The organism is Porphyromonas bobii (assembly GCF_943169685.1).
Classification (GTDB): Bacteria; Bacteroidota; Bacteroidia; order Bacteroidales; family Porphyromonadaceae; genus Porphyromonas; species Porphyromonas pasteri.
The window spans coordinates 140,121-165,602 of record NZ_CALPBU010000006.1 but is presented as its reverse complement, the minus strand read 5'-3'; the positions used below and the strand labels follow the sequence as shown (position 1 = coordinate 165,602).

Genomic DNA, 25,482 nt, shown 5'->3' with positions numbered 1-25,482 from the left:
GCCACTACCGCCTCTCTTAGCTATTCACTTCGGCGAAGAACTCCTCATTATCCTTGGTGCGGAGCATGAGGTTCTTGACGTTCTCCATCGCTTCGATGGGGTTCATCTCAGAGAGGACCTTACGCACAGACCACATACGGCTCTGGGTCGTCTGATCCTGCAGGAGGTCATCGCGACGCGTGCTGCTGGCCACCAGATCGACGGCAGGATAGATACGCTTATTCGCCAGACGACGGTCGAGCTGGAGCTCCATGTTACCCGTGCCCTTGAACTCTTCGAAGATCACATCATCCATCTTCGAGCCCGTCTCCTGCAGGGCCGTAGCGAGGATCGTCAGGCTACCGCCACCGCGGATGTTACGCGCAGCACCGAAGAAGCGCTTGGGCTTCTGCAGGGCGTTGGCATCGACACCACCGGAGAGGACCTTACCCGAGGCAGGCTGTACTGTATTGTAGGCACGTGCCAGACGCGTGATGGAGTCGAGGAGGATGACGACATCCTGACCGCTCTCGACCATACGCTTAGCCTTGTTGAGCACGATCTCGGCGATCTTGACGTGGCGGTCAGCAGGCTCGTCGAAGGTCGAAGCGATGACCTCGGCATTGACGCTGGTCGCCATGTCGGTGACTTCCTCAGGACGCTCGTCGATGAGGAGGATGATCATATAGACCTCGGGGTGGTTGGCTGCGATAGCGTTAGCGATATTCTTCAGCAGGACGGTCTTACCCGTCTTGGGCTGTGCGACGATGAGACCACGCTGCCCCTTACCGATAGGAGCGAAGAGGTCGACGATACGCATCGCGATCTTGTCCTGTACAGCAGGGTTATTGGTAGACTCGAGGCGGAACTTCTCATCGGGGAAGATCGGCGTGAGGTGATCGAAGGGTACGCGGTCGCGCATCTCCGAGGGGGTACGCCCATTGACACGCGTGATCGTATCGAAGGGGAAGTACTTATCGCCATCCTGTGGAGGACGGATGAAGCCCTCGACGAGGTCGCCAGGGCGCAAGCTCCACTGCTTGATCTGGTTTGCCGAGAGGTAGATATCATCAGGCGAAGGGAGGTAGTTGTAGTCCGCAGAGCGGAGGAAGCCATAGCCGTCGGGCAGGATCTCCAGTACGCCGGAGCACTCGAGGATACCCGAGAAGTCGAACTCCTGCTGGGGGCGAGCGACAGCCTTCACAGCGGGCTGAGCCTTAGGCTCGGCAGGCTGCTGTGCCTGTACCTGATGTACTGGGGGCTGAGCAGGAGCCTGGGGCTGCTGCTGACGTACCTTGGGCTGGGGCTGAGGTGTATTGAGGGTAGGCAGGATCTCGTCAAGGACGGACTTACTATCCTTGTGCCGGAAGACCATGCGTGCGGGGCTCTGCGCAGGTGCTGCTGCGGGAGCTTCGCCTTCCTTAGCGGCTGCGGCTGCGGGGGCAGCTTCAGCGACACGAGGCTCTACTGCGACAGCAGGGCTCTGAGCAGGCTTCGCAGCGGAGGCCGACGTGCGGGCGCCACGGATGGGCTTGGGGGCGGGAGCTGCTGGCTCCTCGACAGCGATCGCTTCGGGATCCTTAGCATGCTCTTCGGAGGCCTTAGCTACGGCAGAGAGGGCTTGCTCACGTGCCAGCGCTTCAGCCTTAGAGGGGCGACCACGCTTACGCTTTGGCTGCTCTACTTCGGGAGCGTCCTCCGAGGCTGCGGGGGCGTCATCAGCGGGAGCAGAAGAGGTAGCGGGGGTGGACTTGGGCGTTTCATGGGTAGACTCTTCGGTGGAAGAGGTCTTGCGAGGGCGACCAGGCTTGCGCTTGACACTCGTCGTCTCAGCGACGGTGACAGCTTGCTGGTCCAGGATCTCGTAGATCAGTTCGCGCTTCTCGGGGAAGGCATCGGGAGAGAAGCCTATTTCTCGGGCGATCTCCTGGAGCTCCTCCAGCGTCTTGCTGGATAGCTCGGTGATATTGTATCGTTGCATATTGATTATGAATACGTACTATCCCCCGGGGACGGGGGCTCCTTCAGGACGGATGTCATAGGGAGCTGATCGACACAAGGACTTTGGGTAGTAGGCCACGATAGCGATGAGAGTGCGCCCTACAGACGCCCCTGACGACCCGAAGTGCTTGGGAGGGATCAGCCACCCAAGGGATAATATATCTGACTATAAATGGCAGCCGGAGGTGGCTACAGAGACGATGGCGAAGAGCCAAAAGCCAACCCCATCAAAGAGTATCTTCGTGATGTAAGGGATATTGAGTGGGGGGAGCTTGTGTGATTGGGCTGGGATTCGAACCCAGGACCGATAGCTTAGAAGGCTATTGCTCTATCCAGCTGAGCTACCCAACCAATCCATTGGAGGGGTGCGGACTCTTATGCCCTACGGCATGACTATAACGGCGCACACGTCCTCTTAATTGTGGTGCAAAGATAGTCAAATATTTCGTTTGGCCCGTACCGCCCCCATGGAATAAGCGTCCGCTAAGCCTTGCGAAGGATCTCGTAGAACTCCTCTGGAGTGCCTAAATGCTCGAGTAGTACCTGCACGGCAGAGGGCGGTAGGTAGTGCACCCGCGGGCGATAGCCTTGGGCACGTAGCTGGGAGAGCAGCTCGGGGTCGTGGCGAATGAGTGCACGCAGGGAGCGGGAGGCTCCTGTAGCTGTCTTCTGTGGGAAGTAAAGACAGGCAAGCTCCTTGACCGTATAGGCGCGGAAGATGAGGGAAGGCACGCTGGACTGGACAGCGGCAGACGAAGAGATGATAGGTGTTTTCATCGTCGTGTGGTATGAATAAAATGAATAAATGTAGGCCGGAGCGCTCCGCTTCTTCCCGCCCCCTACCCGACCAGCATACATATATACAAGGGAGGAGCTGGGCGAGGTGAGGACTGCAAAAAGAGAGCTTCGAGCAGGACTCCACGACAAAGTAACGGCAAATACTCCGCCCCTCCAAGGAGCCGACTAAATAAATATTTTGACGAACGTAAGCTCCTCGTCTCCTATCACTTAAACGCCCTGCGCAGAGCTCCTCGAAGCCCGCTCCCTGCAGCTACTCGCACACCCCACCTCCGCCACTTGAAGCCCCCACTTTGGGAGCAAATCGCTAAGCCTCTATCTACAAAAGGACAATTATACAGTACCGTCCGATACGTGCCGCATAGCAATAGCATGCAGGTGCATTTCTGCGGAGGAAAAAGCTGGAAGTAATAATGGTATGAACGCCTACGCATACGAGGAAAACCTACAGATCTGCGGAGGATTCATTCGATCTACGTACGTAGATCTAAGGACTACGTACGTGGACATTTGGATTTAGATACCTGGCCGATAAGACTACGTACGTGGATAGAGAAATACCACTATGGGAAGCTACATACTTCCTCACGGGACTACTACTTTTTCCCGCTACTGAATAAGAAAAACCGCTGTGATGGATGAAGGCCTTGCCCGTAGCATGAGGAGGAAGAAATACCTAAAAATGAGGATTGCAGAAGGCGGGGAAAGCGTGTACCTTTGCCCCTATATGCTGGGGCTACTGAGTACCATCCCCAGTCCATCTCTCACCTGCAACGGAACGACACAACAGAAAGACGATGACACGACACGCCTGCTTCCGCTCCCTCTCCCTCGGAGCGCTCGCCCTCACACTCCTATTAGGCTCATGCCAGGGAGCCCAGAAAGCCTCCACAGCTGAAGACAAACACCACCTCCAGGGCACCGAATGGTGCGACAGCACGGGCATCTTCACCCTCCACTTCAATAGCCCCGAGGACGTCGAGCTGAGCCTGAACTATGAGGGCTCTCCTATGGGCACCCTGAAGTATGACATCCCCTGCCACTTCTCTGGCGACACGATTTATATCGATGACTATTCGAAGACCACGCCCTTCGGCAAGATAACGATCCTCCGCTCCTTCCGCGGTATCGTCCATGGGACGTCCATCTCCGCAGGCTTCGTCACCTCGGATGCCGAGGTCGCTCCTGGCTCGACCTTCCCCACCTTCACCGAGCTGCCCCTGCAGGAGGTCATCTTCAATAAGAAGTCTTAGCGCACACACCGCCCCCGCACCATCATCCATCGTATAGCACCTACCCCCCGATAGCCCAGGACAGGCTATCGGGGGGTAGTGCTTTCCCGCCCGAGAGAAGGAAATGCGAAGGTGTGTACCATACATTTGTACACTTCAAAAGAAAGTTCATATATTTGCAGTGTAATACTAATCCATTACGCAAAGAACTTCTTATGAAACGCCTTCATCTACTCCTCACCGCCCTCGCACTGGGCACGGGAAGCACCTTCGCTCAGAGCACAGGCGACGCACGACTCCAGGGTAGACTCCTGCGCGCAAGTGACCGCCAAGCCATCGACATGGGCAACGCACTACTGCGTAGGCTCCCCGACAGTACCCTCGTCACGGGTGTCGTGACCGACTCCCTCGGCACCTTCTCCCTCACGGCCTCCGCTGGCACCTACCTCCTCGAGCTCCGTGCTCTGGGCTACCAAGGTCAGTACAAGACCATCACCCTCCCCGCCACAGGCCTTGACCTCGGCGAGTTGCTCCTCAGCGAAGAGACCCAGCAGCTCCGCGGCGTCGAGGTGCGTGGCCGCCGCCCCATCATCACCCGTCAGGCAGACCGCCTCGTCTTCGACGCCCAGCAGATCAGCGCTGGGGCGCAGAATGCCCTCGACGTCCTCAAGCGCACCCCTGGGCTCAACGTCACCGATGACGGCATCTCCATCATCGGGCGGGGTAAGGCCATCATCCTCATCAACGACAAGCGCGTTCGCCTCTCAGGCGAAGCCCTCACGGGCCTGCTTCGCTCCTACAGCCAGTCCGACATCGCCGAAGTACAGGTACTCACCACCCCACCAGCCAAGTACGAGGCGGAGGGCAATGCCGGTGTGCTGAACATCGTGATGAAGAAGGCTCAGAACGACTACTTCGGTGGGAGCATCTCGGCTAATGCCTCGCTCTACAAGGGGCGCATCAGCCCCAGCCTCTCGACAGGGCTCAACTACAAGCAGGGCCGTGTATCTGCCTCACTCAACCTCGACGGCAGCCTCTCGAGTATCGTAGGGAACTTCGACACCTACCGTACCGCTCCCTCGACACAGCTCTATTCGGCCAGCACCTCCTCCTTCGACTATAAGGGGCGAGGTGTCAATATCAGAGGCGGTCTCGACTACACCATTAGCCCCGAGCTCACCGTAGGCTTTACCGCCACCTATGCACCCAGCAGCAAGAAGATCGACCGCACGAACGAGACACGCAACTACACCATCCGCCCCGATGGTAGTCAGAACCTCCAGCTCCGCCTGCCAGGGTCTGCGTCAGAGAAGGACCATGGCGCCTACACTGCACTCAACCTCCACCTCGAGAAGACCTTCGCCAAAGCCCCAGGACGTAAGATCTCATGGGATGCCGACTACGTAGGCTCACGCACCTCTGTAGATGGTATCTTCGCCTCCACGGGCTACCTCGCCACAGGAGCTCCAGCACCCGGCTCGGACTTCGCCTACCAGAGCAATAAGGGGCAGCACGTACACTCCTACCTGACGAACGTCGACTTCACCCTGCCCTTAGGGAAGACGATCCTTGCCTTCGGGGCAAAGGGTACCTGGAGCCGCACGGACAACCGCAACGAATACTTTGCCCACACGACCCTCGGCGCACGCACCGATGCCATCCTCTTCGACGAGCACGTCTATGCCCTCTACACCGACGTCACCCAGCCGCTCTCAGCGAAGTGGAACCTCCGTGGTGGGCTGCGTATGGAGTACACCCATACCGAGGGGAAGGTACAGGGACAACCAGACCTCAAGACGCGCGACTACGTCAATTTCTTCCCCACCATCTATCTCGGCTTCACACCCAGTGAGCGCCATGCCCTGAACCTCGAGGGGACGATCCGCCTTGACCGCCCGCACTTCAGCCAGCTATCTCCCTATCCTCAGTATGAGAACCAATACACTACCATCTCGGGGAAGGAAGACCTGCGCCCCGAGAAGCAAGGCTCTCTCACCCTCGGCTATACCCTCGACGGTACGCTGAACTTCCAGGCCTTCGCTAACTACCACTGGGACGGCATCACGATGGTAGCGCTGATGAATCCCGTGACGAGTGAGGTACGCTATCAGGGCGACAATGCTGAGACGCAGTACAATGTCGGGCTACAAAATAGCTACTTCTTCCACTCACTCCCCTTCCTGCAGTGCTACATCAGCCATCAGATCAGCTACACCATCTCCCACGCCGACTACAACGGCCGACGACTCAGCTCAGACAAGGGACTCTCCTATAGTGCGAGCCTCAACGGTACGCTCTTCCTCAACCGCACGAAGACCTTCACGGGGAACTTCTACCTGAACTACATGAGCCCCGAGGTCTCTGGTGGCGCACGCATACATAGTCGCATCTACACGGGCCTGATCCTCAACTATAGCCTCCTCAAGGGACACCTCCGTCTGAGCACTGGCGTCATGAACCTCGCTTCGCCCGACTACCGTACGACCATAACCACCGAGGGCAATAAGATCGAGATCATCAATATGACCATGCGCAAGATGCTCATGGCGAGTGCGACCTACACCTTCGGCGCTCACCTCCAGGGCAAGGAAGCCAGCAAGAATGCTGAGGCGATGCGCTCCCGCTTCTAAGCGCACAGCGCCCTCGCTCCCCATACACCCCAAATGCAGCAGCCCCCGCCACTCCGATGGAGTAGCGGGGGCTGCCCTTTATGCGATGCTTAGACGGAGGGAGCGCCTTAGCAGTAGAAGTAGCGTTCTACAAGCTCCTTGAGGAACTGAGGATCGGCCTGTGCCTTAGCACGCAGGTCAGCATCCTGATAAGCCTCGAGGTTACGGATCAGCATATCGATCGTCGTAGGATCGAAGACACCGCGAGCTTCGTAGATAGCGCGGTGCTGGCGCAGACGTTCGGCCGATGCGACGCAGGAAGCAGGCAGGCTATCCAGATGAGCTACGGCACCAGCGAACTCATCCTTGTGGATGTTCACAGCGACATAGGTGTCCTTAGCGAGCTGCTCAGCATTGTCGATCTCGAAGCCGTGGCGTACTGCCGTACAGATACCAGCCAGCAGGAGGTAGATGTTAGCCGAGCCGTCGGAGGCACGGAACTCGATCGTCTGCTTATTGGTGTAGCGCTTCTTGCTGGGCGTTTCGAGGGGGTTGATGATGCTGGACATATCGACGTCTGCACTCCAGCCGAGGGGTACACGCACGAGAGCCGAGCGGTTGCGGTCGCCCCAGCATACCGTCGTAGGAGCCTCCTGATGAGGTACGAGACGCAGGTAAGAGGTGGGGTTCGTGTTACCGAAGGCCGTGAGCGAAGCAGCGAGGCTCATCATACCAGCGACAGCCTTGTGAGCAGTAGCCGTGAGTTCGCCAGCCTGGTCGACATACTGGTTGACGCCGTTCTTGTCGACGATCTTCGTGTGGACGTGCATACCGCTACCAGCCTTACCGACGATGATCTTAGGAGCGAAGGTTACCTTGAGACCCATTCTCCAGCCGAGCTCGAAGAGGATCCACTTACCGAGCTGCAGGTGCTGAGCTGCTTCTTCGACGGGTACGGGGAGGAATTCGATTTCGTTCTGCTCGTAGTTGAGACCGTCAGCCATGAAGTTCCCTACTTCACCGTGGCCGTACTTGATCTGGCCACCGCATTGGCAGATGAGGCGCATAGCCTCCGTACGGAAGTCGATCTGCTTGCTGAAGGGGCCCATCTCATGGTAGCCACGCTGGTCGACAGCTTCGTAGCCATCTTCCTGATCGCCGATGACGTAGTACTCGAGCTCACCCATGGCGCAGAACTCCAGACCGCCCGTCACTTCGCGGAAGGCCTGAGCAGCACGGCGCAGGATCTCGTCGGGAGCAGCCGCGAGAGGCTGGCCGTTCTTATCCATATAGGCGCAGAAGAAGGAGATCGTAGGCTGAGCAGCGAAGGGATCCATGAAGGCCGAGGAGAACTTAGGCACTACATAGAGGTCAGAGGAGCCGGCTTCCATCAGACCTGGGAAGAGGCTGGAGCCGTCTACGCGCTCACCAGAGGAGAGGACTTCATCAAGGTACTCGGCATCTTGGATGACGAAGTTCAGCTCCTTGAGACGCCCATCAGCTGCTGTATAGCGGAAGTTGAGCTCGTGGATGTCGTTGTCGAGGATGTACTTGGTGATGTCTGCCTTAGTGAAGGCCTTGGGTTCCTTCCCGATAGCGCGTGCTATGGGATTGAGGGTGTACTGCTGCATAGTTTTCTTAATGTAGTTGTTTGTGTACTATATAGTCGGGGGTAGTGCGCCGCTCCAGGGCTGGGGAAGTGCTACTGCCCTAACTTTTCTCTAAGGTATCTTTCCGAGGCGCTGCTCTATGTCTTTCACGATCCCGCACAAGCCATAGAGCTGTGTAAGGAGGTCGAAGACGGCATCTTCGCTGAGGACGCCGTGAGGAAGATCTGCGGGGAGGAGCCCCTCATCGCTGGCATCGTGGTCACGCATCCAGTCGGGGGAGCTGTAGTAGGCGACGAGACGCTCCAGGCTGGGGAGATGAGCCGTCATGACCTCAAGGAGTTCTTCCCCCTTGTTGCCGAGGTCCACCCATTTGTTGAGTGCGGTCTCCATCTCACGAATACGTGCGATGCGTCTTTCGTCCATGTGCTTTGTCGTCGTTTGTAGTAGCAAATATACACATTAAAGCATTACGTGATACCACTTCGTGCACTGCAGTCCTAACACTTTGACAGCATTTATACTCAAGCACCTATACACGAACGACTTGCCCCCTCGCAAGGGCGCGAAACTCACTCTATTTCCACGCCTCCTACCCTACCCACTCCAGCAGGTAGCGAGCAGTGCTTCGCGAGGAAGCTGCTGGAGGCAAGTACTACTATATATATGAGTTGCCCCCAGCTGAGGGGACTCAGTGGGGGCAAGAGTTAGTCGTTTGCGCCCTCAAGGCGAGGGCTGGGGGCTTAGGCCTCCTTGTGCTTCTCGAGCTTACGCTTCAGGACGTCGATACAGAGATCGACAGATTCCTCGAAGCTGTTGCCTGTCTTGTCGACAAAGAAGTCTGCACCATTGACCTTGAGCTTGATGGAGGCTTCCTTGTTATTGGATACTTCGGGCTTGACAACCTTTAGGACGACTTCGGCGGCCTGTATATCGTCGGCGAAGCGGGTCAGCTTCTCGAGTTTCTTTTGGATAAAGGCCTTGAGCTGCTCTGTGGCATCGAAGTGGATGGCTTGAATTCTGATGTCCATAGTTGAATAGCTTTTAGTTCCCCCGAGGGGGAGTGTGACATGAGTTATGGTAAGAGCACTAAGGGAGTCCTTCGTAACCCTCACCTCAAAGTTAGCGAAAAAGACTTCGAATAACAACACCTTTCCGCGCTTCACTCATACGCCTCGGGATATTCTTCCCCATAGCCCCCTCATTCGCCCCTCCGTACTGCCCCATCATCCCTCCAACACAAGTCCCTATGAATACGCCATCTACGGAGAGGGAAGCAGCAAGCACTATGAAGGCGGTGCGTGAACCTATATTGGTCGGCGGGCTGACCTATATAGGTCACGGATGCGACCAATATAGGTCGGAGTGCGAAGCTATATAGGTCAGCCCGCCGACCAATATAGGTTCGTACCACACTACCCTTCCGAAGGATATAGATACAACACGCCCCCAGCGGCCGAGGCTGCTGGGGGCGTGTCTCCTTATTCACTAACAAGTAGAGCGTGTAAGCCTACTGTGCGGCACGGACTACGAGGTCCGGATTGATGTTCTTCTCGCGCTCGGGGAGCTCGACGATGGTGCGCCAGTCAAGGTAGTTGACCGTACCACCCGAGACGTACTGGCTGGTGAGGTTGATCTTATTGCGCAGGAGGTCAAAGGCGCGGTGTCCTTCGCAGAAGAACTCGATACGGCGCTCATCGAGGATATCCTGCAGCGTCACCGAGGTAGCAGGCGTATAGCTGGAGAAGCGGTTGCGTCGCAGCGTGTTGTAGTAGTCTACTGCCGTCTTCCCGTCGCTCGCCGTAGCCCCACGAAGGAGGGCTTCCGAAGCGATGAGGTAGAGCTCAGAGAGGCGGATGACCTTGAAGTTATTCATCGCCGTAGCGTTCGAAGCGCCATCCTGACCCACGTACTTCGTGGTGTAGTAGGCCTTCGCTACGCCACCTACCTTAGAGCGCTCGCTGATGAGCTGTGCGCGGACGTCATTGGAGCGGGTCGTCTGCACCCACGTGACGAAGTCATCAGCAGCACCGAACTCAGGGTACACCCCAGGGTTGGTATAGCCCCCGAGGCTATTGAGCCCTGCGTTGGACTTCTCCGTGGTGAGCACCTCAAAGAGGGACTCCGACGTCCCCTGCTTGCCCCAGACCGAGGGATAGTCTGCTACGCTGTAGAGCGTGTAGGGGCTGGAGGAGATGACTTCGCTGGCGTACTTGTAGGCGTTCTGCCAATCACCGAGGTAGAGGTAGGTACGAGCCAAGAGGCCAGCAGCTGCCCAGTAGTTGATAGCGCCCGAGTTGAGCGTCTTATTCTTGCTCAGCCCTTCGAGGGACTTCGTCAGGTCGGCGATGACCTGCGCATAGGTCTCACGGAGCGTAGAACGCTGGAAGCGGTAGCCAACGGGATGTACGGCGGTGTTCAAGGGAATACCCGAATAGGCCGCATCCAGGTTCACGCCCGTGGTGGGGATATGGCTAAAGAGACGTGCCAGCTCCAGGTGTGCCAGACCTCTCAGCGCATAGAGCTGCGCTACCTGGTCGTCGAACTCAGCCTTTTCGGATGAGGCGAGGGTCTTCTCTACCGAGCCTACATACTGCAGGATGTCATTGACACGGCTGGAGGTCGTGGCGAAGGCTTGGTAAGCCCCAGCCGAGAAGCCCGAAGACTTGTCGGTGAGGAACTGGTGGATAGCCGTCGAGTGATTGTAGCTCCCTACGACGATCTTCACGTCGCCACCACGTCCATCGGCGAAGATAGCGGTCTCACCGCTGTAGCCATAGCGGGTATTGAGGCGCGAATAGACGCCACGCACGGCACTGGTAAGGCCACTCAGCGAGGAGATAGACTGCTCAGAGGGCAGAGAGCCCGAGGGGAGCTGATTCAGTTCCTTCTCACAGGAGGTGAAGAGGACAGAGGAGGCCAGCAGGATATATAATGGGAATCTTTTCATCTGGATACTGGGATAAGCGTTAGAAACCAACATTCACACCGAAGCTCACCGTGCGCAGAGCAGGGATATCGGCCGTACGGAAACCATTGAGAGGCGTCTCGAGCTCCTTATTCTTGGTAGCTGCGTAGAGATAGAAGAGGTTGTTCGCCGTCAGAGATACGCTCGCCGAATTGACGTGGAGTGCCTTGGTGAGCGAGCTGGGGAGGCGGTAGCTCAGTGCTACTTCCTTGAGGCGGACGAAGTCCGAAGACTGCAGGAAGCGCGTGGACGCCAGACGTGCACTCGAGAGCGGATTGTTCAGGATAGGCAGGGGGTTGGAGGCCGTCGTATTGGCAGGCGTCCAGTAGTTCCCTACGAGCTCACGGCTGGAGTTCACCGAGATCGTACGAGCCCCGTCCGAGATAGCGAAGGCATCGAAGTGGTCGAGGAAGTGCCCACCGAACTGGTACGTCAGGAGCGTGCTCAGCGTGAAGCCGCCATAGCTGAAGGTATTCGTCAGACCGCCATAGACCTTAGGATAGGCCGACTCGGTGGGCGTGAAGGCAGCTTCCGAAGAGTAGTAGGTGAGGTTGTCAGCCGTGGAGTCCTTCGTGGGGTCGACGACGAAGCGAGCCAGACCCGTCTCCTTCTCTACGTCGTGGAACTTGCGGAGGTAGAACGTATAGATGTCTGCACCTGGGCGGTAGAGGTAGTTACCAGCACCCGTGATGATGTCGCCATTGGGGAGCGCCTCTACACGCGAGCGGATCTTCGTCAGCGAGAGGTCAGCATCCCAGCGGAAGGCGTTGGAGTTAAGGATGTTCGATGCGTGAAGCTCGACTTCGATACCGCGGTTAGAGAGCTCACCTCGGTTGGCCTGATAGTTCGCTACCCCGTGGTTGTACGAGACAGGTACGGACATCAGGAGGTCGGTCGTGTACTTATTGAAGTACTCCACGCTCAGAGCGAAGCGGCGAGCGAAGGTCAGGTCAAGCCCGACATTGAGGCTGCGGCTCTTCTCCCAGCCGAGGTCGAGGTTAGCCAGCTGATTGAGGTAGATAGCGGACTCAGAGCCATAGTTACCACCGAAGTTGTAGAGTCCTCTCCAGCTGTACTCGGCGTCGGGGAGGTTACCATTGGTACCATAGGAAGCACGGAGCTTAGCATCGGTCAGGAAGTTATTGTCCTTGAGGAAGGCTTCACGGCCAAATCTCCAGGCACCCGATACGCTGTAGAAGACACCCGAGCGCTTGTTCTTACCGAGCTTCGAGGAGATATCATCACGCAGGCTCAGACCGAGGTAGTAGCGGTTTTCATAGCTGTAGTTGACACGACCGAGGTAAGAGAGGAGGAAGCTCCCGTAGCGATTGCTCTCACTATCGACGACCTGCCCATTGCCGAGCTCACGGAGCTTATCCGTAGAGTACTTATTCACCTCGAAGCCATAGCGGAGCTGGTCAAAGCTCTGAGCCTCGATACCAGCAAGTGCATCGACGTGGTGCTTGGTGAAGTCGCGGTTGAAGTTCAGGACATTAGAGGTCGTCTTGACGACAAGCTCATTGGAGAAGCGGGTACCCTGACCACCGATACGACGGCCGTCCTGCGTATTGGGGCTTACGTACTCGAAGCTCTTGAGGAGCGTGTACTCGATCGAGTTCGTCGTCTTGAAGTTGAGGTAATCCGTGAAGGTCACCTGAGCATTGACACCACCGATACCGCGGAGCGTACCCAGCTGATTCGTGATGTAGGTGGGGTCGAGGATCTGGAGGGGATTGTCCGTACCCTTCATAGGTGCGACATTCTGATTGTAGCTGCCGTCCGCATTATATACAGGCTGGTCGGGAGCCGAGAGAAGGCTTAGGATCGTAGGCTGCGAGAGCGAGACACTACCACTCTGACCAGAGTTGTCACCACTACCCTCCTGTGAGGTGTAGGAGACCTGCCCCTTGAAGGAGAGGTTGAGCCACTTAGTAGCCTTATTGTCGAGGTTCAGAAGACCCGAATAGCGCTTGAAGCTACCGAAGGGCGTGACCCCCGTCACATTATTGTAGCCCAGCGAAGCGAAGTAGCGGAGAGCATCAACCCCGCCCGAAGCGGAGAGGCTGACATCGCTCAGACGGCCCGTACCACCGAAGAGCACCTTGCGCCAGTCGGTAGCGGTCGTGCGGCTCTTCACCAGGAGATCTTCGTCCGTGACAGCTGCATCGGTGTACTTTGCCTCGAGCTGCTGACGGAGCGTAGCACGCTGAGCGTACTGCGACCCTGTGGGCAGGAGAGCATCAGCTCGGTACAGCTCGTAGTTGATGAGGGCTTCGCGCTGGTAGTCGAAGGCTTCGTTAGCATTCATCAGCTCGAAGGAATTGGTAGCGATACGCGAGAAGCCGGTATTGCCCTTGAAGTTAAAGCTCGTCTTGCCCTGCTTACCACGCTTGGTCGTGATGAGCACGACACCATTAGCAGCACGTGAGCCGTAGAGCGAAGCGGAAGCAGCATCCTTGAGCACCGAGACCGACTCGATGTCCTCAGGGTTGATGGAGGCAAGGATATTGGATGAATAGCCGCCGATACCATAGTTCCCCGTCGTGACAGGCACCCCGTCGACGACGTAGAGAGGCTCGGTAGTCCCGTTGATACTCCCGACACCACGGATCTGCACCGTACCAGCTGAGCCAGGGTTACCTGTCTGTGAAGCGACGCGGATACCCGAGACCTTACCCGAGAGCGCCTTATCGATAGACTCTACCTTGGCATTTGCCAGATCTGCGGCCTTGATGCTGGAGGTAGCGCCCGTGAGGGAGGACTTGCGCTGGACACCGTAGGCCGATACGACCAGTGGATCAAGCGTCTTCTCCGTGCTCTTGAGCTGGATGCGAAGCTCTTTACCTGCTACGACGGCGACCGTCTCGGCGCCATAACCAATATAGGAGATACGCAGGGTCTTCGCTCCCTCGGGCAGACGAAGGGTGAACTTCCCCTTCGCATCGGTGAGGGCCCCACTGCGGGGGTGCTCAACGCAGATGACCGAAGCACCTTCGATCGGTTCATTATTCTCAGCCGCAACGACTATCCCAGTCACGGCTACCTGCTTCTGTGCCCAGGTAAGTCCTACGGAGAGAACCAGGAGCAACAGGCTTAGTAAACTCTTTCTCATTAGTGAATTGGTGAATTTGGAGGTGAATATATACAACGAAGAAGCGCTTCTCGAGGAAATCCAGGAGAAGCGCTTCTTACAAACTCTTTGTATGGGTATGCTATATACTAACAGGTATACAACAAGCTACTTCGCCTATGGATATGCGTCATCATGCTGAGCCACATCATCGTGTCAGCATACATTCGCATAATCATCATAGACTGGACTTGTTGCATATAGCTATTAGTCTTCTTTTCTTTTGAGTGAAGGGAGGAAGGTGAATTATCCACGACGGACGTCCTTCCGATTGGTGCAAAGGTAAATCAGTTTTTGAAAACTCCAAATCACGCCCCTCAAAAATCCCCGCACGACACCCCTCAATGGAGGGCTATCCACCCGAGCGAAGAGAAAGCACTACCCCATCATACACAGCGACTTACCACCACACAGAAATATCCTGCCACGCTCAAAAAAAACTTCTTGCTGAGGGTAAAAAACGAACCAGTACTGGTCGACGAAGTGACCAGTACTGGTCACGATGCGAAGTAGTACTGGTCAATAATAGCAACCAGTACTGGTCACTTCGTCGACCAGTACTGGTTCGCATCCCCCCTCCCGTGAGGTCACAGACGAGCGCACATAACAAAGGCTGACCTACCGCGGTAGATCAGCCGAAGAGCTTAGGGAGGAAGTGATCACCTCGCCCCTTAGTAAATCTGAATGAAGCGCACGAGCTCGGCACCAAGGTGGCCGTTGATCTTGCGCTGGAGCTCGGCTTGCTGGAAGCCCAGTTCCTGCCGTACCGCAGGCGAGGAGACCTGCAGGCGGAGCACCCCTTCGTCGAAGCGTACCTCCTGAAGCCAGCGGTACATCGGCCCTAAGAGCTCAGGCAGATAGTCGCGCAGACGATGCACCAAGAGCTGCTCATACATATCGGGGTCATCGTCCCACAGCGAGGCAATGGCTTCGCCGAGGAGCACGGTCTTACTCTGCTTCATAGGTGGAGTCGATAGAGCGCACTTCGCCCGAGGATACTTCGAAGAGGCGATAGTCTTCGCCCCAGCTTGTGACGATCTCGTCGAGGTGCTTACGGTTCGTATCCGTGATGAAGATCTGCCCGAAGTCACTCCCCCCGACCAGACGGATGATGCGCTCCACACGCTCAGCATCGAGCTTGTCAAAGATATCATCCAAGAGGAGAAGCGGGCGCTCGGGGTTGGTCGCCGAGAGCAGGGCGTACTGAGCGAACTTCAGCGCGATGAGGAAGGTCTTATTCTGCCCCTCACTCCCGACCTTGCGAATGAGCTCTTCGCCGAGGAGCATCTGCAGGTCATCCTTATGCAGCCCCATAGTCGTGTAGCCCATGAGGCGGTCACGCTGACGGGCCTCACGCAGGAGCTCGAGGCAATGGCCCTCGTGCTCAGCGAGCGACGACGTATAGACGAGGCTCACACGATCCTGCCCGCCACTAATAGCGGTATAATACTGCTGGAAGAGGGGAATGAAGTCACGCACGAAGGTCGCACGACGCTCGTAGAGGAGTGGGCTGACCTGCTCGAGCTGTAGATCGAGGACTTCGAGGACGGCATCATCGGCACGCTGGCTCTTCAGGAGCACATTGCGCTGCTCGAGTATGCGGTGGTACTGTGCCAGTGCCGCCATGTAGACGCTATCCTGCTGGGAGAGCTGCTTGTCGACGAAGCGGCGACGCTCGTCGCTCCCCCCGAGGATGAGCTGGTAGTCCTGTGGCGAGACGATGACCAGCGGGAAGGCACCGATATGATCGCTGAGCTTGGGGTACTCCTTCTTGTTGCGCTTGAGCACCTTGCGATGCCCAGGGCGGATCTGCAAGAGTAGCTGACGCTCGTCGCCGAAGTCGCTTCGGTAGACGGCATCAAGCACGGCAGCCTCCTGCCCATATTGCACGGCGAGGCTGTCGGTGATCGAGAGGTGACTCTTGGTGAAGGAGAGGTAGTGCAGCGCATCCAGCAGGTTGGTCTTCCCCATCCCATTGAGGCCAATAAAGCAATTGACCTTGGGGGAGAAGGTGCAGGAGGCCGAGGCGATGCTCTTGAAGTGCAGGAGGTGCAGACGCTGGAGGATCACAGGCGGGAGGGGTTAGCGTGGTGCAGAGCCGCCACGAGCCATCTGCTCCTTGGTCGAGAGCATACCGCAGGCAGCAGAGATATCTTCACCGCGGGAGGTGCGGATCGTCGTGGTGTAGCCGCGCGACTCGAGCTGGCGCTTGAAATGCTCCATCTTATCTCGCGAGAGCGGACGCAGGGGCACATCAGGGATTTGGTGGAAGGGGATGAGGTTGATGCGGCAAGGGATGCCACGCAGGAGACGGGCAAGCTCCGCAGCATGCTCGTCGCTATCGTTCACCCCATCGAAGACGATGTACTCGAAGGAGACGCGGCGCTGCCCCGTGAAGTCAGCTTCGCGGATCATCTGCAGCGTGTCCTCCAGGGGCAGACCTCCCTCGGCAGGCATCAGCTCCAGGCGCCCCTCGTGGAAGGGATTGTGCAGGCTGACCGCCAGATGGCAGGTCGTCTCGCTGAGGAAGCGCTCAAGGCCACGGCGTACACCGACCGTAGAGAGGGTGACGCGCTTAGGCGACCAGCCCAAGCCCCACGCAGAGGTTAGGACGGAGATGCTCTTCAGCACGTTCGTCGCATTGTCGAGCGGCTCGCCCATACCCATATAGACGACGTTGGTCAGCGAGGCGGATTCCTCGACGGAGAGGACTTGGTTGATGATCTCACCCGAGGACAAGTTCCCCTTGAAGCCCTGCTTACCAGTCATACAGAAGAGGCAGTCCATCTTACAGCCCACCTGCGAAGAGATGCAGAGCGTAGCGCGGTCCTTATCGGGGATAAAGACGGCTTCGACAAGCCCCCCCGTGGAGACGGCGAAGAGGTACTTGCGCGTGCCGTCCTTCGAGAGCTGGCTCATCACGGGAGCCGTACGCCCGACGGTATAGCGCTCAGCGAGGAGCGTGCGATTGGCTTTGGAGAGGTTCGTCATCTCATCGATGGAGGTGACGCGCTTGTCATAGAGCCACTGGGCTATCTGCTTGCCCGTGAAGCGGGGCATGCCCAGGGAGGTGACCAGCTCGGTAAGCTCATCGAGGGTACGACCAAGGAGTATTTCTTTGCCTTCTGGCATCGTATGCTGATAAATCGAGGGGTGAATGAATAAGGCTGCCCGCAGAGTGTCTTCATGCGGGCAGCCTATTTAATAACTGATATCAGTGGCAAAGGGTTGTCCCGATGCCCCGATAGGTGGGGAGCCGGCTACTAATAGAAGCGAGCGCGGTTGTCCTGAATCTTCATCTTCTGGATGAAGTCCGTGAAGACACGGTAGCTGTACTGACGAGCCAGACCGAGCTCCTGCTGCTTGACCTGTGCAGCGACAGCAGCGGGATCGTTAGGCGTAGCAGCGACGGGCTGGAGGACCATGACTTCGGCGTTGCTTGCAGCGAAGGGCTTAGAGATCTTACCCATGGGGGTAGTCATAGCTACGCCGTTGAAGGTAGCAGGCTCGCTACCACGGACGAGGTAGTTGACGTCGACGAGGGTGTCGACCTTCGTCTGGAGCTCCGTAGCGTAAGCATCGAGAGAAGCGAGGTTCTTGCCTTCGAGGTTCTTAGCGAGGGTCTCAGCCTTCTTCTTGCTGGTGAGGTAAGCTACGATCTCTTCCTTGACAGCGGAGAGAGGAGCTACGCCAGCAGGAGTATGCTTGACGACTGCAGGGATGACGAGGTAGTCCGTACCGCAGGTGTAGAGCTTCTGGCTGACTTCGCCGTCCTTAGCACCGATAGCCCAGCTGATGACCTGACGCGAGCTGGGGATCTGCCCGAGAGCAGCCGTCTGCGTCGTCACAGGGATGTTGCGAGCTACGCTGAAGCCTTCCTTCTCAGCCTTCTTAGCCATAGCATCGAAGCCACCGCCACCACCGAGGATGCGGTTCATAGCAGCGTACTTAGCGTTGTAGGTCTCAGGAGAGAACGTAGCGGGTACCGAGAGGAATGCTACCTGATAAGCATCTACTGCAGGCTGGGGGTTCTCAGCACGTACGAGGACGGAGAGAGGAGCCTGGCCGAGGCGAACGACCGTACCGAAGGGTACCTTGTAGAGCGTATCGAGGTTGAGAGCTGAGCCCTGGGAGAGCTGTACCAGCTGTGATTCGGTGAAGGTGCTATCGACCGAGCCGTAGCGGTTAGGCATCTGGATAAGGCCACCCGTAGCCGACGTAGAGGGGTCGATGCTGTGCTTCTTAGCGAGCTCAGCGAAGCTGGCACCCGCATGAAGCTGTGCGAGCAGGCTGTCTGCCTGACCCTTGACGCTGTCGTTGAGGACGATCATACGGACAGAGACGCCTGCAGGGACCATCTTCTTACCGACGAGCTTGATGATATCGTAGCGGTCGCTGACGAGCTGAGGATCGCTGACGGCACCAGCCTCAGCACCCTTGATGAAGGCGACCTGCTCAGCACCGAGGCCCAGCGCATCGAGCTCAGCACCGGTGAGGTAGCTCTTGGAGAAGAACTTGCTGGAGGTAGCGAAGCCACGGAGTACAGACTCGACGTTAGCGGCATTTGCATTGCGGAGCTCAGCGACAGCCTTCTCCTTCTCAGCAGCAGCGTTCTTGTAGTCTTCCTGCGAAGGAGTGACCTGCAGGCTGATGTAGTTCACCTCGGTGAGAGGGTACTGCATCTTGTAGAAGTCCTTGTGCTCGTCGTAGTACTTCTTCACCTCGCTATCGCTGGGCTTAGCAGCCTCGTCTGCGATCTGAGCAGCAGAGGTGCGCACGAGAGCGATGCTACGGCTTTCCTTACCGACGGAGAGCTCACGGTCTACATCGTTGATCTTATAGGTACGAGCGAGCAGCGTAGAGAGCTTCTGCTGGAGACGCTGAGACTTGATCTGCTTCTGGAGCTGCTCAAACTGGCTCTTAGCCTGCAGGAGCTGGCCACGCTGCTCAGCAGGAGCTGCCTGGATCTGCTTATCCGAAAGCTGCTTGATGATCTCATTGATCTGCTTCTCATCTGCCGAGCCGAAGAACTGTGCAGCCAATGGCGAGGGAGCGATCCCCTTACCCACGAGGAGGGCGTAGAGTTCGTCGTCAGATACGCCGAGGCCGACCTTTGAGGTCACCTCATTGAGGGCATACTCCGAGATGTACTCTTGAGCCAGTTGGTTATTCAGCTGCATGCGTTGCTCATCGGAGAGCTGCTGGCCCTGGGCTTGAGCCTGGTCTTCGAGCTCCTTGAGGCGCATGCTATACTCTTCGATCGAGACATCTTTGCCATCGATGGAGAGAGCCGTACGCTCATTCTTGCTCCAGAAGGTGCGCCCACTGGTGAAGAGGTCACCGATGACAAAGCCCGCCAGGGCGATCCCGATGACCACGACCAGCAGTACCGAATGACTTCGGATCTTCTCTAATACTGCCATTGTTTGTTGTTACCTATGGATGAATAGTGTTTATATTTCAGTCTTTGAGGAACAAAGATACAAACACTCCGACGAATACTCAAATACAAAGGGCCTTCTCAGAAGGAAGTGGGATAAGGGAAGCGCACTTCCCCTATCCCACTGCTTCGGATAGCGTATGTAAATACGGTGTATGGAGTACCCGCAGAGTGCAGCTTAGTCCCGTGGAAGCTCCTCGAAATCAACGTACTCGTCGCTTGAGGGGCGGGTGAACTTGCGAGCCTCGATATCATCGAGCTCCTGCTTCTGGCGGCTGTCCGAGCTCTCTGCCGTGCCTTCACGACGCTCAGAGGATGCCCCAGGGGCACCGTAGCCACGATTGCGGTAGGCCTCACCACCGGCCGCCTCGGTCATACGACGCTGCAAGCGCTGGAGAAGCTTCACGGCAAGCCAAGCTTGGATCGTAGGCCAGTAGAGGTAGAGGAGGACACCGATGAGGATTATTATCAGGAGGCTCATATCGAAATTCGGATTTATCTAATACATACTATGTGACAAAGCTCCTCTTTCAAAGAGCGTGCCACAGCACTCCGCTTAGGCCTTCTCGCCCTTCTGCTGAGGAAGGAGTGACAGCAGGAGGTAGGCGATGATCGTCACACTGCAGCCGAACCAGCCCAGCCACACGACCGACCCGACAGCCACCACGATGAGCACCAGCTGAGGCCACTTGTGGCTCAGGGGCTCCTTCGAGAGCTTGAAGGAGAACATCGGCAGCTCGCTGACCATCAACAGGGACAGCACGAGCGTCAGCACCAGATAAGTGATGAGCGTAGCCGAAGCACCGATAGACAGCCCGAAGGAAGGAATCGCAGCTGCGGCACCGATCCAGAAGAGCGCGTTCGAGGGGACGGGAAGTCCGAGGAACGAGGTCGACTGACGCGTGTCGTTATTGAACTTCGCCAAGCGCAGTGCAGCAAAGGCTACGACGACGAAGACGCCATAGTTCAGATAATTCCCAGCATCCAGGCCCTCCAGTCCACGGAAGACAAGGGTAGCGGGAGCCAAGCCAAAGCTCACGACGTCGGCCAGCGAGTCGAGGTCCTTCCCGATCGGAGAGGACACACCCAGCAGGCGTGCTACCATCCCATCGAAGAAGTCAAAAACAGCCGAGAGGACGATGAGCCACATAGCGATATCGGGGCGACCTGCGTAGAGCGTGAAGACGATAGCCAGCACACCCGAGAGGAGGTTCCCCGCGGTCAGCATATTAGGTATATGCTTCTTGATATTCATTCCTACTATTATATATATGTATAGGGAGGGGTGCTGTACTGCTTAGCGAGGCAGCGTAGCGATGTCGGTGATGTTCCCCTGGACCTTCTGCCCGACCTTGACGTGCACCTTCGTGCCGAGGGGGAGGTAGAGGTCGACACGAGAGCCGAACTTAATGAAGCCGAGGTTCTGGTTGATATTCACACGCTGACCGACCTCTGGATAGGTGACGATACGGCGTGCGATAGCCCCAGCGACCTGACGGACGAGGATGCGATCGCCACCCTCCGTGCGGATGATGACAGCTGAGCGCTCGTTGTCCGTGCTGCTCTTAGGCAGGTGAGCCGAGAGGAAGCGACCATCGGTGTGCGAGACGTGCTCGACGACCCCATTACAAGGAATCCAGTTGACGTGCATATCAAAGACGCTCATAAAGACGGATACCTGCAGGCAGCGGCAGCCAAGCAGCTCCGTCTCCTCCGTCTCCTCGACGACGACGACACGGCCGTCAGCAGGGCACACGATCTCCAGCGGGCCATCGCTGTGCTTGCGAGGCTCGTAGCGGAAGAAGTTGATGACAGTCAGATAGAAGAGGATCGAAATAGCCAGGAAGATGTAGCTAAACGTCCCTCCCGCAAAGAGAGCAATGAAGGCATTCAGCCCGATAAGAGTGATAGCAAAGCCAATGAGCGGGCCGCGCCCTTCTTTGTGAAGTAACATAGGGGTCTATTGAGTGGACACTTTATGACATAGGTAATATATCGTGCAAATATACTTAAAAAAGCCTATACCTCAGATAAAAGAGGGACAGCTTCACGGCAAGCACCTGACATTATGCCATACTGACACGGCCTTATCCTCCCCTTCTTTCCCCCACTTTTCAACCCTCGTATATAGCTCCTTTCCCCGCGGATAGCGGAAGTCCATCTCCGAGAGGGATTAAGTGGCCCCATATAGGTTGCTTCAGCGACCAATATAGGATCATACCTCATACCACTATTGAGACTGTTGCCGCGAGTCCAACCCTCTATTTAGAGTGCTAAGGTATCGCACGCCCAGCTCCCCGATATACCTCTCCGAAGTGACCAGCAAGCCCTTCGTCCCTTCGCAAGTATTCCTCTTATCCAGCGGAGGGAAAATTATCCTTCTCGTGAAGAAAAAGCGCCTTCACGTAGTGACATTCTTCTATCTACGCACGTAGTCTTAAAGACCAGGTACGTCAGTCCAAATATCCACGTACGTAGATATTAGATCCACGTACGTAGCCCAAACTTTTCTACCACTCGTCCACAACTTTTGTCCCTACGCGGAGCAACAACCTAATAGAGGGCACGTCACAAAACTATATAGCTTCGCACCGAAAGCTATATAGGGATCAGTCCACAGCTATATAGCTTTCTTCGCCATCCTATATAGCTCTACTCACGCACCCATATACCTAATATATAGGCACCTGCGCGCGTGAGGTATCTCATATAGTAGATACACACCGAAGAATTATCGTACATTTGCGGTACAGTGAACTATAAATATCTTTTCACCTCTTAAACCACAAACAAGCGATGAGGCTCAAGAAAATCATCTTATCCCTCCTCTCGGCGCTCTTCGTAGGCACCACACTGGGTCTGCCTTCGGCTGCTCAAGCCCAAGCCCCCAGCGAAATGCCACCACTCCCCATAGACACCGCCGTCCGTATCGGAAAGCTCCCCAATGGTCTGACCTACTTCATTCGTCACAATGAAGAGCCCAAGGGTAGAGCAGAATTCTATATCGCCCAGAAGGTAGGCTCGATGCAAGAAGAAGACTCGCAGCAGGGTCTGGCTCACTTCCTCGAGCATATCGCCTTCAACGGCACAAAGAACTTCCCAGGCAAGGGAATCATCAACTTCCTCGAGAGCATCGGTGCCAGCTTCGGTGGCAACATCAATGCTTACACGAGCTTCGACAAGACGGTCTACACGCTGATGAAGATCCCCGTCCCACGCAAGAGCATCATCGACAGCTGTATCCTCGTACTCCACGACTGGAGTAGCTTCATCAGCCTCGAGGATAAGGAGATCGACGCTGAGCGTGGTGTCATCGAAGAAGAATGGCGCCGCAGCAATAGCGGGGATATGCGCAACATGGAGAAGCTCCTCGACTTTGCCTTCCCTGGCAACAAGTACGGTAAGCGCCTCCCCATCGGTAAGATGGAGATCGTACGCAGCTTCCCCTATCAGGTCCTGCGCGACTACTACAAGAAGTGGTACCGCCCCGACCTGCAGGCAGTCATCATCGTCGGTGACGTCGACGTCAACTACACGGAGGCTCAGATCAAGAAGATCTTCGCCGACATCCCTGCTCCAGTGAATGCTGCTGAGCGTGTCTACATCCCTGTCGAAGACAACGACAAGCCCATCGTAGGTATCGCTGCTGACAAGGAAGCTACGCAGAACTCGATCAACATCTCTTATAAGAGCGATATCACGCCTCCAAATATCCGCGCTACTCTCATGGGTCCCCTCGAAGACTACATCAAAAGTGTCGTCACTTCGATGATCGCCCAGCGCTTCAGCGACATCGTCAAGAAGCCTAATGCACCCTTCGTCAACGCCTCCGTTGACTTCGGCAACTACGTCGTCGCTAAGACCAAGGATGCTGCCAGCTTTGACGCTACCTTCAAGGAAGGTCAGTGGGAGCCTGCTCTCAAGGCTCTCGTAGCTGAGATCGTACGCCTCAAGAAGTACGGCTTCACTCCTGGTGAATACAGCCGCGCCAAGAAGGACTACCTCGTCGGTATGAAGAACTTCTACAACGAGCGTGACAAGCGCACCAGTGACGCTTGGGCGAACGTCTATGTAGACTACTTCGAAGATGGTGGTTACCTCCTCGATATCCCCACGCACTACCAGCTCATCCAGGGCATCGCAGAGCAGTTCCCCCTCGAGCAGATCAATGCTATGGTCCAGCAGCTCGACCTCGAGAAGAATGTACTCGTCGCTCTGACCAGCGTCGAGAAGCCCAGCGTCAAGCTCCCCAGCATCGACGAGCTCACGCAGAAGTACCTCGACTACACGAAGCAGCAGGTCGAAGCTCCCAAGGACGAGGTCAGCAACGAGAAGCTCATCGACAAGCTCCCCATGAAGGGTAAGATCGTCAAGACCGAGAAGAATGGTCAGTACGGCTCTACCATCTGGACGCTCTCCAACGGTACGAAGGTCTACATCAAGAAGACCGACTACAAGGAAGATGAGATCCTCTTCAAGGGTCGCCGCGATGGTGGGTACTACAACTTCACCAAGCCCAGCGCTACGGAGCTGAAGGTCCTGAACAGCCTCCCCACCATCGGTGGTCTCGGCAAGTTCGATGAGTCAGCTCTCGAGAAGGCCCTCAGCGGTCGCATCGCTTCTGTCTCTGCGACGGTCTCCAACATCAGCGATGACGTAGCAGGTAGCACGACGAAGGAAGACCTCGAGACGATGCTCCAGCTCCTCTACCTCAACTTCACAGCTGTACGCGCTGACAAGGACGCCTTCCAGGCATGGCAGGAGCGTACCATCAGCCAGATCGAGGCAAGCAAGGCTAACCCTCTCTCCTTCCTCGGCGACTCCGTCACGCGCTACATCTTCCCCAACAACCCTGAGCGCTACCCACTCAGCGTCGAAGAAGTCAAGAGCGTGAACTACGATCGTGTGCTCCAGCTCTTCCGTAGCCGCTTCGCTAACGCCCGCGGCTTCGAGTTCTACTTCGTAGGTAATGTTGACGAAGCAGCCCTCCGCCCTCTCGTAGAGCAGTACATCGCTTCACTCCCCGCGCAGAAGGTCTACACCGACAAGGCTCACACGAACCGAGTCCCCGTAGAGCGCCTCGGCACGAACAAGAAGGAGTACAGCGCTCCTATGGAGACGCCTATGGGTATCGTCATCGACGGCCTCTCTGCACCTACGACCTACAGCCAGCAGGAAGGTCTGACGAGCGCTGTTCTTGAGTCCATCCTCGACCAGCTCTACACGAAGACCATTCGTGAGGATGCAGGTGGTGCCTACAGCGTCGGTGTCCTGGCTGACGTATCACGCTTCCCCAGCCCACGCACGAACGTCACCGTCCAGTTCCAGACTGACCCCGCTAAGGCCGTAGCTATGAACGAGCTCGTCTTCAAGGGTCTCGAAGGTATCGTCAAGAACGGCCCCTCTGCCGAGTACTTCGACAAGGCTGTCAAGAACCTCAAGAAGGCTCACGGCGAAAGCCTCCGCAAGAACAGCTACTGGCTCGGTCAGCTCGCTCGCTTCTACGGTCAGGGCTTCGACTTCGTCACGAACTACGACAAGCTCCTCGACGCTGTCACACCTCAGTCTGTACAGGCTCTCGCAAAGAAGCTCTACGAGTCTAAGGACCGTACGGAGATCCTCTTCCGCTCCACCGAGGCTAAGAAGTAAGCACTTCGCAGCACTCCCCCACTTCATATAGCAAGCCGGGCACCCTCCCCATCTGAGGATGCCCGGCTT

General features: G+C 56.7%; 17 protein-coding genes and 1 tRNA gene. 3 read left to right on the top strand and 15 right to left on the bottom strand.

Annotation, left to right across the window (positions count from 1 at the left end; genetic code table 11):
* Nucleotides 1-16: 16 nt before the first annotated feature.
* From rho to KO088_RS07165, 3 genes are all read right to left on the bottom strand, one after another.
* Nucleotides 17-1,960, bottom strand: coding sequence for a transcription termination factor Rho (gene rho / locus KO088_RS07175; protein ID WP_215494165.1), 1,944 nt, complete (start codon nucleotides 1,958-1,960; stop codon nucleotides 17-19).
* A gap of 297 nt (nucleotides 1,961-2,257) precedes the next feature.
* Nucleotides 2,258-2,331 (bottom strand) — tRNA-Arg (locus KO088_RS07170).
* Between the two features lie 132 nt (nucleotides 2,332-2,463).
* Nucleotides 2,464-2,757, bottom strand: a complete 294-nt coding sequence (locus KO088_RS07165; protein ID WP_215494164.1) for a DUF4248 domain-containing protein — start codon at nucleotides 2,755-2,757, stop codon at nucleotides 2,464-2,466.
* 818 nt (nucleotides 2,758-3,575) lie between these two features.
* On the opposite strand from KO088_RS07165, the gene KO088_RS07160 reads away from it, so the two are divergent.
* On the top strand, nucleotides 3,576-4,031 hold the full coding sequence (locus KO088_RS07160) for a hypothetical protein (RefSeq protein WP_215494163.1): 456 nt from the start codon (nucleotides 3,576-3,578) through the stop codon (nucleotides 4,029-4,031).
* A gap of 194 nt (nucleotides 4,032-4,225) precedes the next feature.
* Complete coding sequence (locus KO088_RS07155) at nucleotides 4,226-6,640, top strand: TonB-dependent receptor (RefSeq protein ID WP_215494162.1); 2,415 nt, start codon at nucleotides 4,226-4,228, stop codon at nucleotides 6,638-6,640.
* Nucleotides 6,641-6,747: 107 nt separating this feature from the next.
* Here the strand turns inward: KO088_RS07155 and KO088_RS07150 are convergent, their stop codons facing one another.
* The 12 genes from KO088_RS07150 to KO088_RS07095 all read right to left on the bottom strand — a co-directional run bounded on the left by KO088_RS07150 (nucleotide 6,748) and on the right by KO088_RS07095 (nucleotide 21,718).
* The gene (locus tag KO088_RS07150; protein ID WP_215494161.1) at nucleotides 6,748-8,250 is read right to left on the bottom strand and encodes a glutamine synthetase family protein; all 1,503 of its coding nucleotides are present in this window, start codon (nucleotides 8,248-8,250) and stop codon (nucleotides 6,748-6,750) included.
* A gap of 90 nt (nucleotides 8,251-8,340) precedes the next feature.
* Nucleotides 8,341-8,652, bottom strand: coding sequence for a DUF4298 domain-containing protein (locus tag KO088_RS07145; RefSeq protein ID WP_215494160.1), 312 nt, complete (start codon nucleotides 8,650-8,652; stop codon nucleotides 8,341-8,343).
* Nucleotides 8,653-8,969: 317 nt separating this feature from the next.
* Nucleotides 8,970-9,257: a ribosome hibernation-promoting factor, HPF/YfiA family gene (hpf, locus tag KO088_RS07140; RefSeq protein ID WP_009433670.1), complete on the bottom strand. Its 288-nt coding sequence runs from the start codon at nucleotides 9,255-9,257 to the stop codon at nucleotides 8,970-8,972.
* A gap of 479 nt (nucleotides 9,258-9,736) precedes the next feature.
* Nucleotides 9,737-11,176: a RagB/SusD family nutrient uptake outer membrane protein gene (locus KO088_RS07135; RefSeq protein ID WP_251419868.1), complete on the bottom strand. Its 1,440-nt coding sequence runs from the start codon at nucleotides 11,174-11,176 to the stop codon at nucleotides 9,737-9,739.
* 19 nt (nucleotides 11,177-11,195) lie between these two features.
* Nucleotides 11,196-14,306, bottom strand: coding sequence for a SusC/RagA family TonB-linked outer membrane protein (locus KO088_RS07130; RefSeq protein WP_251419866.1), 3,111 nt, complete (start codon nucleotides 14,304-14,306; stop codon nucleotides 11,196-11,198).
* A 689-nt stretch (nucleotides 14,307-14,995) separates the two neighbouring features.
* Nucleotides 14,996-15,286: a DciA family protein gene (locus KO088_RS07125; protein WP_215494159.1), complete on the bottom strand. Its 291-nt coding sequence runs from the start codon at nucleotides 15,284-15,286 to the stop codon at nucleotides 14,996-14,998.
* Nucleotides 15,273-16,394: a DNA replication/repair protein RecF gene (recF, locus tag KO088_RS07120; RefSeq protein ID WP_215494158.1), complete on the bottom strand. Its 1,122-nt coding sequence runs from the start codon at nucleotides 16,392-16,394 to the stop codon at nucleotides 15,273-15,275. Before recF ends, KO088_RS07125 begins: the two co-directional genes overlap by 14 nt.
* A gap of 12 nt (nucleotides 16,395-16,406) precedes the next feature.
* Entirely contained in the window at nucleotides 16,407-17,456 is a 1,050-nt protein-coding gene (gene rlmN / locus KO088_RS07115) for a dual-specificity RNA methyltransferase RlmN (protein ID WP_215494157.1), read from the bottom strand.
* A gap of 131 nt (nucleotides 17,457-17,587) precedes the next feature.
* Entirely contained in the window at nucleotides 17,588-19,747 is a 2,160-nt protein-coding gene (locus KO088_RS07110; protein WP_215494156.1) for a peptidylprolyl isomerase, read from the bottom strand.
* A 195-nt stretch (nucleotides 19,748-19,942) separates the two neighbouring features.
* Nucleotides 19,943-20,245, bottom strand: a complete 303-nt coding sequence (locus tag KO088_RS07105) for a DUF4834 family protein (RefSeq protein ID WP_009433705.1) — start codon at nucleotides 20,243-20,245, stop codon at nucleotides 19,943-19,945.
* A 75-nt stretch (nucleotides 20,246-20,320) separates the two neighbouring features.
* Nucleotides 20,321-21,019, bottom strand: coding sequence for a CDP-diacylglycerol--serine O-phosphatidyltransferase (gene pssA / locus KO088_RS07100; RefSeq protein WP_215494155.1), 699 nt, complete (start codon nucleotides 21,017-21,019; stop codon nucleotides 20,321-20,323).
* Nucleotides 21,020-21,061: 42 nt separating this feature from the next.
* A complete protein-coding gene (locus KO088_RS07095; protein ID WP_215494154.1) occupies nucleotides 21,062-21,718 on the bottom strand; it encodes a phosphatidylserine decarboxylase family protein in 657 nt (218 codons plus the stop codon).
* Nucleotides 21,719-22,560: 842 nt separating this feature from the next.
* Between KO088_RS07095 and KO088_RS07090 the strand changes: the two genes are divergently transcribed.
* On the top strand, nucleotides 22,561-25,413 hold the full coding sequence (locus KO088_RS07090) for a M16 family metallopeptidase (RefSeq protein WP_215494153.1): 2,853 nt from the start codon (nucleotides 22,561-22,563) through the stop codon (nucleotides 25,411-25,413).
* The last annotated feature ends 69 nt before the right edge of the window (nucleotides 25,414-25,482 follow it).

Coding starts and splice junctions, on each gene's coding strand:
- hpf (WP_009433670.1), bottom strand. CDS start 9,257: ATGGACATCAGAATTCAAGCCATCCACTTCGATGCCACAGAGCAGCTC.
- KO088_RS07150 (WP_215494161.1), bottom strand. CDS start 8,250: ATGCAGCAGTACACCCTCAATCCCATAGCACGCGCTATCGGGAAGGAA.
- KO088_RS07160 (WP_215494163.1), top strand. CDS start 3,576: ATGACACGACACGCCTGCTTCCGCTCCCTCTCCCTCGGAGCGCTCGCC.
- KO088_RS07110 (WP_215494156.1), bottom strand. CDS start 19,747: ATGGCAGTATTAGAGAAGATCCGAAGTCATTCGGTACTGCTGGTCGTG.
- KO088_RS07090 (WP_215494153.1), top strand. CDS start 22,561: ATGAGGCTCAAGAAAATCATCTTATCCCTCCTCTCGGCGCTCTTCGTA.
- KO088_RS07130 (WP_251419866.1), bottom strand. CDS start 14,306: ATGAGAAAGAGTTTACTAAGCCTGTTGCTCCTGGTTCTCTCCGTAGGA.
- KO088_RS07095 (WP_215494154.1), bottom strand. CDS start 21,718: ATGTTACTTCACAAAGAAGGGCGCGGCCCGCTCATTGGCTTTGCTATC.
- KO088_RS07125 (WP_215494159.1), bottom strand. CDS start 15,286: ATGAAGCAGAGTAAGACCGTGCTCCTCGGCGAAGCCATTGCCTCGCTG.
- KO088_RS07165 (WP_215494164.1), bottom strand. CDS start 2,757: ATGAAAACACCTATCATCTCTTCGTCTGCCGCTGTCCAGTCCAGCGTG.
- KO088_RS07105 (WP_009433705.1), bottom strand. CDS start 20,245: ATGAGCCTCCTGATAATAATCCTCATCGGTGTCCTCCTCTACCTCTAC.
- KO088_RS07135 (WP_251419868.1), bottom strand. CDS start 11,176: ATGAAAAGATTCCCATTATATATCCTGCTGGCCTCCTCTGTCCTCTTC.
- KO088_RS07145 (WP_215494160.1), bottom strand. CDS start 8,652: ATGGACGAAAGACGCATCGCACGTATTCGTGAGATGGAGACCGCACTC.
- rho (WP_215494165.1), bottom strand. CDS start 1,960: ATGCAACGATACAATATCACCGAGCTATCCAGCAAGACGCTGGAGGAG.
- pssA (WP_215494155.1), bottom strand. CDS start 21,019: ATGAATATCAAGAAGCATATACCTAATATGCTGACCGCGGGGAACCTC.
- KO088_RS07155 (WP_215494162.1), top strand. CDS start 4,226: ATGAAACGCCTTCATCTACTCCTCACCGCCCTCGCACTGGGCACGGGA.
- rlmN (WP_215494157.1), bottom strand. CDS start 17,456: ATGCCAGAAGGCAAAGAAATACTCCTTGGTCGTACCCTCGATGAGCTT.